Here is a 14,412-nt window from a genome sequence, read left to right on the forward strand (position 1 = left end):
AGGTGGTAAAAATGGCTGATTTGGAGAGTGCCACAGCTCAAAAACTTTTAAAAGCGTTTATGCAATTCAGAAAGACGGGATGGCATGAAAAGAAAATAGCCGGTTATAATCCGAGCGAATTTAAGGTTCTTGTGACGATTAAGCATGGAACAGAGGAAAAAAGCGATATGAAGATTTCTGAAATTAGTCAAAAATTGCATGTGACTCCACCAACTGTGACGCAAATCATAAATGTCCTAGAAAAAGATGGTTTGGTTGAACGTTCGACCGATACAGAAGACAGACGTGCTGTTAAAATTAAACTCACGCAAGCGGGTATGGCAGTCACAGAACAAGCAAAAAAGGCGTTTTCTGAAACCTTTTCAGGATTAATTGATTATTTGGGGGAAGAAGAAAGTGAACAGCTGGCTAATTTATTATTTAAAGTTCAGCACTATTTTAATCAACTGAGTAACCATTAAGAATGGAGTTGAAGAAACTTGATTAAATTAAGCAAATTTTTAAAGCCCTTTGGATTATCGATTGTGGTTGTTCTCGTCCTTGTCCTTTTGCAATCCTTATCTGAACTTTATTTACCAACGTTAATGTCAGATATCGTCGATAAAGGTGTAGTCACTGGTGATACCCATTATATTTGGAAAATTGGCGGTTTTATGCTGTTAGTTGCAGCAGTTGGAATGGTGTGCTCCATCACTGCTAGTTTCTTTTCAGCAAAAGTTGCTTCCGGTTTCGGAAAATCGCTTCGAACTAAAATTTTTTCACATGTTGGTGATTTTTCCCTACAAGAATTCGATAAGATCGGAACAGCATCACTCATAACACGAACCACTAATGATATTACTCAAGTACAGCAAGTATTAGTAATGATGCTAAGAATGATGGCGATGGCCCCAATGATGTGTATCGGCGGGATTATTATGGCTTTCTCTAAAGATGCGAAGCTAACGTTAGTTCTTGCAGTTGCTATCCCCATTTTAATATTAGCAATTGTTATTATTGCAAGAAGCGGGATCCCTCTTTTCAAAGTAATTCAAATCAAACTTGACAATCTGAATCGTGTCTTAAGGGAGAATTTAACGGGCATTCGCGTTATTCGCTCTTTTAATAGGGTGGAACATGAGAAAAAACGCTTTAATGAAGCAAATTTTGATTTAACTTCAACTGCTATTAAGGTAAATAAAATCATGGCCGCAATGATGCCAATCATGATGGTCGTCCTTAATCTTACAACGGTAGCGATAATTTGGTTTGGCGGAATTCGAATTAGCAACGGTCACATGCAGGTGGGTGATATGATGGCATTTATTCAATATGCTATGCAAATCATGTTCTCGTTCATCATGTTGTCAATGATGTTCGTCATGATCCCGCGTGCTTCCGTTTCCGGGGTAAGAATTAACGAAGTACTTGAAACAACAGCGGATATTAAGAATCCGGCTGTATCTGCCAAAGGGGAAGGTAAAAAAGGGCTAGTCGAATTTCAAAATGTTACTTTTAGCTACCCAGGTGCTGAGATGCCGGCGATTTCAAATATCTCTTTCTCGATGAAACCGGGGGAAGTGACAGCCATTATTGGCGGAACGGGCTCGGGGAAATCTACGCTAATTAATTTAATCCCGCGTTTTTATGATGTTGATAGTGGCAAAGTTCTTGTTGACGGTGTCGATGTTCGGGTAATGACACAAGAGAGCTTACGAGAAAAAATTGGCTTCGTGCCGCAAATGGCGGTTCTTTTTACCGGAACGATTTCAGAAAATATTCGCTTTGGGAAAGAAAATGCAACCGACGATGAAATACTACATGCTGCAAAAATTGCGCAAGCATCTGAATTTATTTTAAACATGCCGGATGGATTTGATGCAGTTATTGCTCAAGGGGGAACAAATGTTTCGGGCGGACAAAAGCAGCGTTTATCGATTGCGAGAGCCCTTGTCAGAAGGCCGGAAATCTATATTTTTGATGACAGCTTTTCCGCTTTGGATTTTAAAACTGATGCCAAGCTCCGTGCTGCTTTAAAAGAAGAAACTCTTGATTCGACCGTATTAATAGTGGCACAACGGGTAAGCACAATAATGGATGCTGACCAAATCATTGTCTTGGACAATGGAGAAATTGCCGGTATCGGTAAACATCGTGAACTTATGGAAACAAGTGCGGTATATCGTGAAATTGTGATGTCACAGCTTTCAGAGGAGGAAATCGCATGAGCAAAGAGTCCAATAGTTTTAGACAAGGACCGGAACAAAGAAGACCGGGAGGTCCAGGTGGTGGATTCGGTTTTGGTGGCGGAGGCATGATGCCTGTCCAAAAAGCAAAAGATTTTAAAGGAACGTTAAAAAGATTAATTAGCTACTTAAAACCTCATTCATTACAACTATTAGCTGTTTTATTAACTGCAATTATCAGTACCGTGTTCTCCATAGTCAGCCCTAAGATTATGGGGAAAGCTACAACCAAGCTATTTGAAGGATTAATGTTGAAGTTTAAAGGTGTACCAGGTGCAAAAATCGACTTCGATTATATCGGGCAGATAATCCTACTTTTAATCGGACTCTATATATTAAGTGCAATCTTTGCCTATATCCAACAATATATAATGGCAGGGGTAGCGCAAAAAACGGTATTCAATTTGCGCAAAGAAGTGGATGAAAAACTTAACCGTTTACCTCTAAAATATTTTGATTCCCGTACGCATGGGGAAATCCTTAGTCGTGCCGTGAACGATGTTGATAATATTAGCACTACTTTGCAGCAAAGCATGACTCAGCTTATCACTTCGGTCGTTACGATTATCGGCGTTATCATCATGATGCTTTCAATTAGTCCATTAATGACCCTTATTGTAGTGGTGACTCTGCCGTTAAGCTTTGTAGCTACTGCAAGTATTGCCAAAAAATCGCAACAATTTTTTAAAGGACAACAAAAGGCTCTAGGCCAATTAAACGGACATGTGGAAGAAATGTATACAGGTCACAAAGTTGTTAAGGTTTTTGGACATGAGAGGAAATCAATCGAACAATTTGAAAAAATCAACGAGACCCTTTATCAATCAGGTTGGAAAGCACAATTCGTCTCTGGATTGATCATGCCGTTAATGTCGTTTGTTAATAATATTGGCTATGTGCTCGTATCGGTAGCAGGTGGTATACTCGTTACCAAAAGGTCTATTGAAATAGGGGATATTCAAGCCTTTATTCAATATGCTAGACAATTTGCTCAGCCAATTACACAAACAGCGATGATTGCAAATGTAATCCAATCCACAATAGCTAGTGCAGAACGTGTGTTTGAGATTTTAGACGAATTAGAGGAAGTTCCCGAGGCCGTTAATGCAAAAGAGATTCCTAATCCAAACGGTGAAGTAATGTTCAAACATGTTTCCTTCGGTTATGAGGAAAAAGAAATGTTAATTGAGGACATGAATATTGATGTAAAACCAGGTCAGACCGTTGCCATCGTTGGACCGACGGGAGCCGGAAAGACGACGCTCATTAATTTATTGATGCGCTTTTATGAAATCAACTCGGGGACGATTTTTATCGACGGGATTGATATTCGGGATTTAAAACGGGAGCACTTACGTAATTTATTCGGAATGGTCCTACAGGATACATGGCTATTTAATAGCACAATTCGCAACAATATTGCTTATGGAAAAGAAGGATCTACAGAAGCGGAAATCATCGAAGCGGCTCAAGCAGCAAATGCAGATCACTTTATTCGAACACTTCCGGATGGGTATGATACAATTCTAAATGAAGAAGCTTCTAATATTTCGCAAGGTCAAAAGCAATTATTAACGATTGCTAGGGCTATTCTTGCTGACCCGGCCATCCTTATCCTTGATGAAGCAACGAGCAGTGTTGATACACGTACGGAAGTGCAAATACAGAAAGCAATGAAACATTTAATGCATGGCCGCACGAGCTTTATCATTGCACACCGGCTTTCCACCATTCGTGATGCAGATTTGATCCTCGTTATGAATAATGGAAGTGTAATTGAAAAAGGAAATCATATTGAACTTCTTGAAAAAGGCGGATTTTACGCTGATTTATATAACAGTCAGTTTGCTGGTCGGGACCAGGTTAAAGATGCAGGTTAATGAATGATGGTTAGGCGTTCGGAAAGTCTTCAGGCTTTCTGAACGCTTTTTTTAAAACCTTTTGATCGGGACATTCTATCTTTGAAATCTGTTTTCAATAAAAATCCTACCAAGTAGGGGTAGTACCAGCGAAGCTGTCACCACCCGCAATAAGGAAATGTCAAGATTACAGTATGTTGTTAAAGTTTAATACTTTCACACGCATTCCCCCGTCCTGTTTTGGATGGAGGTAACATAAAGTTGTTAACGTTAAAACTACGCCTTAGTACACTACATATAAGCCTCCTTTAATGGAATTTGACATGGATATCTTTTTTGTAAATGTAACGATTTATTTGTAATTAAGTAGCCCCTTAAATTCAATATCATTTTAAATGAAAATTCTTCAGTGGACTCATAACCACAAAAGCAACTGACCATTCTTATCTACTTCAAATGTATAGCAAAGCCTGGGATTCGTTTTCAATCAGCCAATACTAATGTAGCTGAAACCCTTTAAATCCCCTTATTTTAGTTTACCAAATTTCAGATTTAACCGGTTAGCTGTAATTACTTTAAGCAAATCAATAGAAAACAGGGTTACCATGAACGGTGGTTTATAGTTAAAATTGAGGTGAAACGAATGACTCAGTAACATCCGGAAAAAAGATGGAATCTAAATATTGACAAGGGGTACCATAATAAAGTACTTGATTATATTGTAGATAGATGGATTCGAATTTGATAAAGATGGAGGAATCCAACAACTGAGGAAAACACCCGAAAAATTTGCGGCCACCATAAAAGATGGCTGTTAAGGCAAGTTTAGCTTCACGTTCGAAAATCAAGAAGCGTTTTTTAGAGGAATGTTCATCAAATTCTTCTCCACTTATGTGAAATAATCCATTGATTGAACTATAGACTTGTTGGATTGCTTCTTCACCGGCTTTCGTCCATCTGCTTTTATCATAGATATAACCGTCATTATCCAATGGTGTTTGAAATTGATCAAGCCCTGTCGTACCGGATATGAATGAGTTTTCATCATGATCTAGTCCAATATTAACAACATGCTTAATGACAAAAGGGGTTCCAAACTGAATCAATGCACTGGGATGATCTAAAGCCCCATCCAAAACATAAATGGGGACTCTCAGGTAAATAGACTCTCCTCATCACGCCATAACAATGCGTCGAATTTCCCTTGGTCATAATCAAAATTACTGCAAAAACTACATCCATGAGAATGAAAGATATCTCGAACTGCCCCAAAGTACGCTCTTTTTCCTTCAATTTCTGTTTGTAATTGAATCATCTTTACTTCACTCCTGTATAAAAGGTCAGATACTATTCTTAATCAGAAAAAGAATAAAATACCCAGTTTTCAATGAGGAATTGGAAAATGTTATTTTCGCTATTTTTATATGCTTCGAATAACTTCAGGGAAGTAACAAATCCTAATGAGCAAAGGAGGTGCTTATATTGTCAAACCAGCAACGTACTAATGGCGAGAAACAAAGAGGGCAACCGGGGTCAGGATCGAAGTACCATGAGGTTCATGCAGGAAAGGTTACCGGTTACGGACAACCTGATACAAACAATGAAAGGCTTACAAATATAGCGGATAAGCCTTCAATATAATTTATTATTTCGCGCCCTTAGCGGCGTTTTTTCTGTTATAAAAATAAGGACATTTAAAGGATAGTGAAAGGAATGGAAGTAAATTCTGACTATACCTCCTATAATCCAGGAGATGTTGTCTACGTCTTTTATCGAAATCCGCATACACAGGACGTTGCAAATGTTCAAGAAGCGGCAGTTGTGAATAATCCGGAGAATCCTGGTGAATTGGCGATATTTCTGTATGAAACATATTATCCTCTAACAAATGAAATGGCTGTTTACGCAAGTGAGGATGATGCGTTGCAGGCCTATGAACAGTATTTTGGATATGAATAGAATGGAGATTATCACATGAATAAACCATTTACGCCACAGCTCGTTTACTTTGAACCAGCTGCATTGGAATATCCACTTGGTAAGAAACTGAAGGACAAATTTGAAAAAATGGATGTGGAAATACGCTACACCACTTCACATAACCAAGTCAGAAACCTACCGGGTGATACTGATTTTAAAAGGTATAGGATTGCAAAATCTACATTAGTGGTTGGGGTAAGAAAAACACTTAAGTTTGATACATCTAAGCCTTCGGCAGAATATGCAATTCCTTTTGCAACAGGATGTATGGGTCATTGCCATTATTGTTATTTGCAAACGACAATGGGGTCAAAGCCTTACATTCGTACATATGTAAATGTGGAAGATATTTTAGATACTGCTGATCGGTATATGGAAGAACGAGCACCGGAAATCACACGATTTGAAGCATCTTGTACATCTGACATTGTTGGACTCGATCATCTTACACATACATTAAAGCGAGCTATTGAGCATTTTGGGAAATCGGAGTATGGCAAGCTGCGTTTTGTGACAAAGTTTCATTATGTTGATCATTTACTGGATGCTAAACATAATGGAAAAACAAGATTTCGTTTTAGTGTCAACTCAGATTATGTGATAAAAAATTTCGAGCCTGGCACCTCTTCATTAGCGAAACGGATTGAGGCAGCAGGAAAAGTAGCAAGAGCCGGATACCCATTAGGGTTCATCGTGGCACCTATCTACCTTCATGAAGGATGGGAGAATGGATACTATCATTTGTTTGAACGGCTAGATGCCGAGTTACCGAAGGATGCAAGGGACGATATTACTTTTGAATTTATTCAACATAGGTTCACTAAACCTGCAAAGAAAGTGATTGAAAAGAACTACCCAATGACTAAATTAGAGCTGGATGAGTCATCGAGAAGATATAAATGGGGAAAATATGGCATTGGCAAATATATTTATCAAAAGGAAGAAGAAGAGGATATAAAAAGTCACCTTTATTCTTATATGGAAAAGTTTTTTCCAAATGCTAAATTGGAATACTTCACCTAACAATCATATTAATTTATGTTAAGACACAAGCGTTTCCGAAATGTTGGCGGTATCCCCTAATAAAAACAGCTTCGAGGGAAGTAATCAGTAAAGAAATGTTACAAAAGAATAGGCTCGGAAGACATTCGAAGAGAAATTAATGAAGGCCTCAATGTTGTAGAGAATTGGAACTCCGCCAACGGCTTTATTTTTTACGGAAAAGGTGGAGAAATTTCAACAAATAGATTGGAAGACCAAGAGGTTGCCGTTCTTTCACTGCATTTATTACATTGTCTCGTGTTTATTAATACATTAATGATTCAATCTGTTTTATCGGAAAAGAAGTGGCTGGATATGATGACACCTGAAGATTTGAGAGCGTTAAGTCCCCTTATCTATAGCCATGTAAATCCCAATGGCATCTTTAAATTGGATATGATGGAACGAATTCCAATCGAAGAAAGGTAATCAGAAATAGGGAACCCTTTACATTTTTAATTTTCTTCTTTATTGAGGGTAGTAACAGCTGCTGGTACTACCCCAAGTCATGCTGATTTAAAATGAGTCCCAGCAGTATCATCAGCGGGGAATTGGATTTTGATTGGATTTTGACCGGATTTTTCCAAAAAAGTGAAGAGAGGTTCTGCAAATAGCTGCAAGAAAAAAATCCTAAAACATCGCTTAATTTGCAGCGAAAGTATTAAAAAAAGGAACTATCAAACATAATAATGTTATGTAAACTAATCAGGTTAAGAAATTGTAAAATCAGGAACAAACAGCAAAATAATTTGGTTATTGACCATAAAATACAATTAAAAACAAATAATCAAAAACCCGACGCAAAAACTGCTGTAAAGTGATTTAATGATTTTGGAATTCTCTAATCCATAATTGATCAAATCCAACTGGCATCACCAAAATGAAAGAACATCAAATATTAACTAAACAACTTTAGTTATAATAACTCAAAATTTAAATTCTGTCTCATTATCTTAAGTATACTTGCCTAATGAGACAGTTTTAGTTTCCCGGCGTTTAACTTCCTAGAATTTATATTATGTTAACTGAGAAAAAATCCAAGCGTACCAATAACTTATCCCCTCAAGTTCATATAATATTTAATATTTTAATATAATTATTCGTTCCGTTCCGATAACTTCTATGGACGTCTCAATAAGTTCCATGTACGTCCCATAATTTACGGGTACGTCCTCATAAATGAAATTTTGGAGGTCTTTAACGGATGAATTTTACTGAAGCAGCCGATGATTTTCTCATGTATTTGGAAGTGGAAAAAAATTACTCAAAAAACACGCTTCTATTTATTACCTAAAAATCAAAAAATCCTCTGTAAAAAAACACCAGCGACTCAACCGTACTGATGTTTTTTTGACATTTTATTAAAGTAATTTTCCTAAATAATACGGCATTTGACATCGCCACCAAACCCAATCATGCGAAACATCTTCGCCCCACTCATCAAACCATGCTTGAATTTGTTTTTCTTCAAAGGCTTCTTTTAATGTAAAGTATGAAGGCAGCCCATCCTGTTCCCAATCACCCAGCCCGGTACAAATAATGATATCTGCTGAACGATATCGATCAATAAACCAGCCGTTATTTTGATTCCATATGTAATCACTCGGTGAATTTTCGTATACAAGAGGATCATTTCCGTAATCCCCAAGAAAGAAACGCACATCGTAAACACCGCTAAGTGCAACGGTTGTTTGGAAGACATCCGGATGTCTCAAGAAAAAGTTCAACGCATGATATGCCCCCATACTACACCCCGTTGTCATCATTGGATCAAACCAACCTGTTTTATGTTTAATAAATGGAATAGCTTCTGAAATCACATAACGGTTATATGCATCATGAGCTAATGCACGGTCATGCGCCGGTTTTGAGTCGTGCAGCCAACTTTCGCTATCTATACTAGCCAAAGTAAAAAACTGAACTTTTCCGGATTCAATAAAGTCATGACACACATCAATCATTCCAAAATCATAGTATTCAAAATGCGTCCCTCCAGATGAAGGAAAAACTAAGATTGGCATGCCACTGTGTCCATATCTGTTCAACGGCATTTCACGCCCTAATTCGCCACTCCAATGGTTTAAATGTTCTATATGCATAGAAAAATCTCCTATCCCTATACGTTTACAATGCTGCAATTTTTTCGTTCATGTACAAAACGGATAATGTCATCGACTTCTTCCTGCGAATCTGCATTAATCGCATAAAATTGATTTCCTTGGAGTTCCGCAAACGCATCTGGCATGCGCTGTTCAAACTTCACACGGTCGCCAAATCGTTCATAAATAGCATTCGTATCATGTTTATACTCATACGCATCACGCTGTGTTACACCAACACAAAACTGGTTTTCGGCATCGGACTCCTTAAATTCTCCTCCTGTCACAAGAGAAGCATATTGAGCAAATAAATCAATGGAGTACGCGAAATTGTACATATCAATCGTGTATCCGCCAGCCAAGCGGTTATTATATTCAAGTGCAACATAATCCCCATCTTCTAATTTAAAAAACTCAATATGGAAAAAGCGTTCTTTCATGCCAAAAACTTTCACAATCGCCTTTCCATAAGTTTCGAGCTTTGGATCAATTTCTTTTTGAATCACATAAGCTAAATCCAACTGACCCTTAACGAGTTCCAGAGTCGGCACATTATATGTAAAGCTTGTTTGGAAAACAATGTTCCCTTTCTGATCCACTAAACCATCAAATGTACAAAGCACGCCTCCTTCGACATATGGTTCTAAGAAGTACACTTGTGCTTCTCCCCATTCTTCTTCAAAATGACGTACAGCCTCTTCTGAACTTAATTTAAAGGTTGCAGCTGATCCCACTCCATTATCTGGTTTAGCGATAACTGGCAGTCCTAATTCATCAATGGTTTTAGATAACTCCTTTTTAGTTTTAACGATTCTTCCATCTACAACAGGCACATCTGCTTTTTTAAACAGCTTCTTCATTTCAGATTTATATTTAACTTTTTTCAAGTCATTCGTTTTATTGCCGTACACGTTAAATTGCTCACGCAACTGCGCATCAAGTTCTAACCAGTATTCGTTATTGGATTCAATGCGCTCAATTGGACCATGTTTATAAAATAAAAATGCAACAGCACGTTTCACTTCATCTACATCTTCTAAATTATTCACACGATAATATTCTGTTAAAGCGTTTTGTAATTCGGAACTTAATTGGTCATATGGCTCTTCGCCAATTCCTAAAACATTGACACCTGCGTCTTTTAAACGATGAGCAAATGACTGAAAATTACCTGGATAATATGGTGATATCAAAATATAATTCATAAAAAAGCTCCTTTCTCAAAATCAAAAAATTCATTATTTTCACAACTAAGGTACAATTATTTCAATTTAAAATCAATCTAAACTTCCAAAAATATCTAAAAAAGTGATAGATTCCTCCCATGATCTAATTCAGTCAAATATAATTATTCAGTTCATTCAAGACCACTTCTCACTTAAGAAACGTAAACATTCTGGCAGGTGTTTTGCCCAAGCTTTTTCATCATGTTTTTCATCCGCAAAAATATTTAAACGAATGCTATCAATTGGAATAGAGCCTTTTATCAGTTGTTTATAATACTTAAGCGAGCAATCGATATATGCCTGCTTCATATTACCATACATCAATTGTCGATCGGCATCATCGCCTTCCTGAGTCCCAACTTGAATGTACACGCGTTGTTCAGGATCCAACTCTTCTCTAGCAATATAACTGTCAAAGGCTTTATTTGTAATCCAATTGGCTAAAGAAAAAATGCCTAAACCACCAATTTGATTTTTATATTCAATACCCATAAAAGCCGAAATATTTCCTCCAAGTGAACTGCCAATCATCGCTGTATGATATTTATCCGATTTAGTTCGGTAATGCTTATCGATAAACGGCTTCACGACAGTCATGACAAACTTAGCAAACTCCACGCCTCTTCCGCCTAGTTCATTATCTTCAGGAAGTGGGCTTTCAGTAATTTTCCAAGGCGTATATTCATTAATTCGATCTTGTTTAGCGTTATCTATCCCAACAACAATCATCTTCGGTAAAAAGGGGTTTAGTTTAATTGCCGGAATAACTTTCCATGAATACCCGCTATAAGCTTCACTACTGTAGAAAACATTTTGTCCATCATGCATATAGACAACTGGATAATTTTTAGCCTCATCTTTATCATAATTTTTTGGCAATAAAACACGCACTCGACGTTTTTCATTTTTATAAGACATATGTAATTGATGTGTTTCTAGTTTTAAATAAAAATAGGATTGATTCATTTTACCTTCCTCGCTACTTTGATATTACATTAAATATTGGAAGTTCTACTTTAGAAAAATCCAACTGCTGAAGTTCTTCTAATGAATAAGTGTTTGATAAATATAAATCCCACTGGGCAGATATATCTTCAATAACTTTATATACCTCGCTGTTATAAAAATTATAATCATCCATATATTTCATATAATATTTATCACACCAATTACAAATTTGTTGATGTGAAAATTTGTTACTGCTATTTACTACACCCAACAATAATTCAACTAAATTTCTTTATTTAACTCTAAGTCAATCTCAATAAACTTTGATTCTGACCAACTGCCTACATATTTGTTCTTGCCCACCAGTTACCACCTCGGTCTGTAAATGCAATTTGTAATTAATTCAACATAAATAAATTAGATTCCTTCTTCAACAAACTTTTGCTTCTTCGAAAATGTATTCTGACATATTAACACCTACTAAGAAAATTTCTTAACAAGACGACTCAGTATTTAAATTCGCTTTATTAAAGAGAAATCCTTCTTGCACTAAACTCCCACGTTAGGACAATAAGAAAAAAAGACCGCCGCAGCGATCATCACCTTTAGCTAAGGCACCCGTTTGTTGAATAAGGAATTTTATTCGTGACTTAAACTTTCAAGTTTTGCAATTGCCCTTTTGTCAGTATTTCTAATCCAAATTACTTCGTGATTAACAAATACTATAGGCGATTGTAATCGCAGTTTTCCAAACTAATTATTCTTATAATCGAAAGCATCTTTAAAAATAGACAAAAGATTGAGTAACTTATGCCCTTTAATTAAGTCACGTTTAGCTTCTTCTAACATACGAGCCATTCCTTCTTTGTCTTCGCCTTCAGGGTCAAAAGTAAACGGTTTTCCAGTATGTGGGCGTTTGAATGTAAACTTCTCACCTGTATCACAAGACTCAAATGCCTTAGTAAAAAAGGATACACGCCACTCCGCACTTTCTACATCTTCTAAGGCAAAGTTATATTGTTCTTGAAGGAATAGAACAAACTCTAAGAACTTCTCATTAGATAACCCTCTAAAGATTCCTATCAAAGAATCACGTTTAGTCATATAAACTCACCACCGAAGAGGCTATAACCCACCCAGGTTTCCAGTAAAGCGTATCCAAATGATATACATCGATATTTAGGTATTCTCCAAGCCTTCTGGCAAAAGTGGATTTTCCGATACCAGCGGACACTCCAATAACCAATATACGTTTCATCGATACGCCATCCCTCTAAGATTAATGATGAAAGTGTTGCTTTTACATTCCATTCTTTTGCTCTCTGGAATCCAATGTTAATCGCTTCTTTTAGCGTTATTTCACCATCTGAAGCAATTGCTTCATGACCAATCAAATTTACAAAAACTAAAAAAATAACTAACAAACAAGAGATTTTTTTTAAAATACTCAAAATTACCACCATCCCATCAATAAATAAGCACATTAATCCTATGATTAATGTGCCTAATAGGATGGAGTAAATACTTCGTTATACCCATTTAGATTCCAATATAACAAACAAAGTACTCCTTTTATTTAGAGAATCCTTCTTCAAGTAAACTCCCGTTAGCCATCCATGAAGCGCAAAATCAGCGCTTCACCACAGAGAATGAAAATGGTAAGGAAGTGTCAATACTGATACTGACCTTAATCCAGTCAACCAATTCATAGACTTATTAATTAACGCTCTCCTCTTTTTTTTAACGATTGAGCAGGGTCTTCTTAAGTATTGTCATTTTACTAATCTTGAGGAAACTTATTTTCATGGTAGTGGAACAAGAAAAAGAGCCGCAGCTACGACTCTTTGATTCACTCAAGCCTTCGTTGAATAAGAAAGCTAATTTTCGTGTATTATCAACCCAGTATTATTTACTTTTTCAAAATTGTAAATTGTCTCTCCAAAAGGTGGACCCTTAATCAATTATCAGTGCTTTTCTCAGTTAAGCACTCTTCTTCCGGCTTAATGTTAACCTGTTTCCACTCTTCATTGATTACTTTCCGAAATTGAGCAATTTTTACATCAGTTCCATTCGTCAATGTAACAAAAATAACACAATAATCAGCTCCGTCAGTACCATTAAAATAAATATTTTTAAAGTATCCATTTTTCACAGTTGGGTAAATTTGTTGTATCAATTTGCACCATCCCCCATATTTCACTTCTACGACAGCTTCCCCGTCATGGTCCCAACCATGATATGGTGCACATAAAAAATCCTCTTCAAATTTACTCAAATCTGAAATTCGATAACCCTCTTTTTCATAAACAAGCTGGATAAATCCATAGGAATAACCAAAATACTCAGCTCGCTTACCTTTAAACCCCTCAATCGTTTCAATTTCATAAAAAAACTTTAATCCTTTTTTTCCATCAGGTACGTGAAAAAGCTTTATTAAACTCGTATGCCCTATCCCAGCAAACGAATTAAAATATTCATCATAGCTTAATTTATTTTGATACTCTTTAGACAGAAAGTTATAAGCAATTGGAAATGGAGTACGTGCCTGACCAACCGTACCGCAACTCCTCCCTCCCATATTTTCAGCTTCACGCAGGACGCTAAAATAGTTATGAAGGGTATTTTCGGGGGTTCTAGTCAATTCAGAAGGTAATTTGATTTGGTCAGGAGGCTTTTCAGAAAAAAGTGAATAGAACTCCCAACCGAATCTTAAATTTAAAGCTTTCAAGCAAGATGGACGAAAATATTTTTGATGAATAGAAGTTATGTCCATCTGGTTCCGTTTTTGCATATTCATCACCCTGATTCCAGTTTATGGGTGTTTTAAGGATAGGTGAAAGACCTGTATTTCCTTCGCATATTGTCTTTTTCCATCTCTTTAGTTTAGTTTGTTTAGCGGAGTTAAACCTTGTATAGACATTGTTATTCCATTTACAAACCTTGTTTACAGGATTTCAAACTGCGGCAGCTCCCGATTACGTGTCATATTATTGTTCATCCATCAATACGATGGACTTAGCTTAAATGCTGTTAT

General features: G+C 36.7%; 13 protein-coding genes and 2 pseudogenes. 7 read left to right on the forward strand and 8 right to left on the reverse strand.

The genetic code is table 11. The features are described from left to right. Positions 1-11: 11 nt before the first annotated feature. Genes AC3ANV_RS13045 through AC3ANV_RS13055 form a run of 3 tightly spaced genes read left to right on the forward strand, consistent with a single transcriptional unit; the run spans position 12 to position 4,105 of the window. Complete coding sequence (locus AC3ANV_RS13045; protein ID WP_488313997.1) at positions 12-461, forward strand: MarR family winged helix-turn-helix transcriptional regulator; 450 nt, start codon at positions 12-14, stop codon at positions 459-461. Positions 462-479: 18 nt separating this feature from the next. Continuing rightward, positions 480-2,207, forward strand: a complete 1,728-nt coding sequence (locus tag AC3ANV_RS13050) for an ABC transporter ATP-binding protein (protein ID WP_488313998.1) — start codon at positions 480-482, stop codon at positions 2,205-2,207. Continuing rightward, the gene (locus AC3ANV_RS13055) at positions 2,204-4,105 is read left to right on the forward strand and encodes an ABC transporter ATP-binding protein (RefSeq protein ID WP_488313999.1); all 1,902 of its coding nucleotides are present in this window, start codon (positions 2,204-2,206) and stop codon (positions 4,103-4,105) included. Before AC3ANV_RS13050 ends, AC3ANV_RS13055 begins: the two co-directional genes overlap by 4 nt. A gap of 602 nt (positions 4,106-4,707) precedes the next feature. On the opposite strand, the gene AC3ANV_RS13060 is transcribed toward AC3ANV_RS13055, so the two are convergent. Together AC3ANV_RS13060 and AC3ANV_RS13065 are read right to left on the reverse strand one after the other, a co-directional pair. Further along, complete coding sequence (locus tag AC3ANV_RS13060; RefSeq protein WP_488314000.1) at positions 4,708-5,220, reverse strand: staygreen family protein; 513 nt, start codon at positions 5,218-5,220, stop codon at positions 4,708-4,710. Positions 5,221-5,237: 17 nt separating this feature from the next. Beyond that, positions 5,238-5,399, reverse strand: coding sequence for a YugN family protein (locus tag AC3ANV_RS13065; RefSeq protein ID WP_488314001.1), 162 nt, complete (start codon positions 5,397-5,399; stop codon positions 5,238-5,240). A 167-nt stretch (positions 5,400-5,566) separates the two neighbouring features. Between AC3ANV_RS13065 and AC3ANV_RS13070 the strand changes: the two genes are divergently transcribed. The 4 genes and pseudogenes from AC3ANV_RS13070 to AC3ANV_RS13085 all read left to right on the forward strand — a co-directional run. Next, positions 5,567-5,725 carry a hypothetical protein gene (locus tag AC3ANV_RS13070; RefSeq protein WP_488314002.1) on the forward strand — a complete coding sequence of 53 codons (159 nt, stop codon included), beginning with the start codon at positions 5,567-5,569 and terminating at the stop codon, positions 5,723-5,725. Between the two features lie 72 nt (positions 5,726-5,797). Continuing rightward, positions 5,798-6,043: a transcriptional regulator SplA domain-containing protein gene (locus AC3ANV_RS13075; RefSeq protein WP_488314003.1), complete on the forward strand. Its 246-nt coding sequence runs from the start codon at positions 5,798-5,800 to the stop codon at positions 6,041-6,043. A gap of 15 nt (positions 6,044-6,058) precedes the next feature. After that, positions 6,059-7,087, forward strand: coding sequence for a spore photoproduct lyase (gene splB, locus AC3ANV_RS13080; protein ID WP_488314004.1), 1,029 nt, complete (start codon positions 6,059-6,061; stop codon positions 7,085-7,087). A 123-nt stretch (positions 7,088-7,210) separates the two neighbouring features. After that, positions 7,211-7,534, forward strand: a pseudogene (locus AC3ANV_RS13085) (Tn3 family transposase); the annotation flags it as partial. A gap of 932 nt (positions 7,535-8,466) precedes the next feature. On the opposite strand, the gene AC3ANV_RS13090 reads toward AC3ANV_RS13085, so the two are convergent. The 6 genes and pseudogenes from AC3ANV_RS13090 to AC3ANV_RS13115 form a co-directional block, all read right to left on the reverse strand. Further along, positions 8,467-9,204, reverse strand: coding sequence for an esterase family protein (locus AC3ANV_RS13090; RefSeq protein WP_488314005.1), 738 nt, complete (start codon positions 9,202-9,204; stop codon positions 8,467-8,469). A 17-nt stretch (positions 9,205-9,221) separates the two neighbouring features. Beyond that, positions 9,222-10,409 (reverse strand): ATP-grasp domain-containing protein, encoded by a 1,188-nt coding sequence (locus AC3ANV_RS13095; protein ID WP_488314006.1) that lies wholly within the window; start codon positions 10,407-10,409, stop codon positions 9,222-9,224. 156 nt (positions 10,410-10,565) lie between these two features. Then, a complete protein-coding gene (locus tag AC3ANV_RS13100) occupies positions 10,566-11,396 on the reverse strand; it encodes an alpha/beta hydrolase (RefSeq protein WP_488314007.1) in 831 nt (276 codons plus the stop codon). 735 nt (positions 11,397-12,131) lie between these two features. Further along, on the reverse strand, positions 12,132-12,482 hold the full coding sequence (locus AC3ANV_RS13105) for a hypothetical protein (protein ID WP_488314008.1): 351 nt from the start codon (positions 12,480-12,482) through the stop codon (positions 12,132-12,134). Positions 12,483-12,507: 25 nt separating this feature from the next. Next, a pseudogene (locus AC3ANV_RS13110) lies at positions 12,508-12,636 on the reverse strand (P-loop NTPase family protein); the annotation flags it as partial. Between the two features lie 699 nt (positions 12,637-13,335). After that, the gene (locus tag AC3ANV_RS13115; protein WP_488314009.1) at positions 13,336-14,169 is read right to left on the reverse strand and encodes a hypothetical protein; all 834 of its coding nucleotides are present in this window, start codon (positions 14,167-14,169) and stop codon (positions 13,336-13,338) included. Positions 14,170-14,412: the final 243 nt, after the last annotated feature.

Source organism: Neobacillus sp. DFD-2R (assembly GCF_057747865.1).

Coding starts and splice junctions, on each gene's coding strand:
- AC3ANV_RS13100 (WP_488314007.1), bottom strand. CDS start 11,396: ATGAATCAATCCTATTTTTATTTAAAACTAGAAACACATCAATTACAT.
- splB (WP_488314004.1), top strand. CDS start 6,059: ATGAATAAACCATTTACGCCACAGCTCGTTTACTTTGAACCAGCTGCA.
- AC3ANV_RS13055 (WP_488313999.1), top strand. CDS start 2,204: ATGAGCAAAGAGTCCAATAGTTTTAGACAAGGACCGGAACAAAGAAGA.
- AC3ANV_RS13045 (WP_488313997.1), top strand. CDS start 12: ATGGCTGATTTGGAGAGTGCCACAGCTCAAAAACTTTTAAAAGCGTTT.
- AC3ANV_RS13095 (WP_488314006.1), bottom strand. CDS start 10,409: ATGAATTATATTTTGATATCACCATATTATCCAGGTAATTTTCAGTCA.
- AC3ANV_RS13075 (WP_488314003.1), top strand. CDS start 5,798: ATGGAAGTAAATTCTGACTATACCTCCTATAATCCAGGAGATGTTGTC.
- AC3ANV_RS13115 (WP_488314009.1), bottom strand. CDS start 14,169: ATGCAAAAACGGAACCAGATGGACATAACTTCTATTCATCAAAAATAT.
- AC3ANV_RS13090 (WP_488314005.1), bottom strand. CDS start 9,204: ATGCATATAGAACATTTAAACCATTGGAGTGGCGAATTAGGGCGTGAA.
- AC3ANV_RS13065 (WP_488314001.1), bottom strand. CDS start 5,399: ATGATTCAATTACAAACAGAAATTGAAGGAAAAAGAGCGTACTTTGGG.
- AC3ANV_RS13105 (WP_488314008.1), bottom strand. CDS start 12,482: ATGACTAAACGTGATTCTTTGATAGGAATCTTTAGAGGGTTATCTAAT.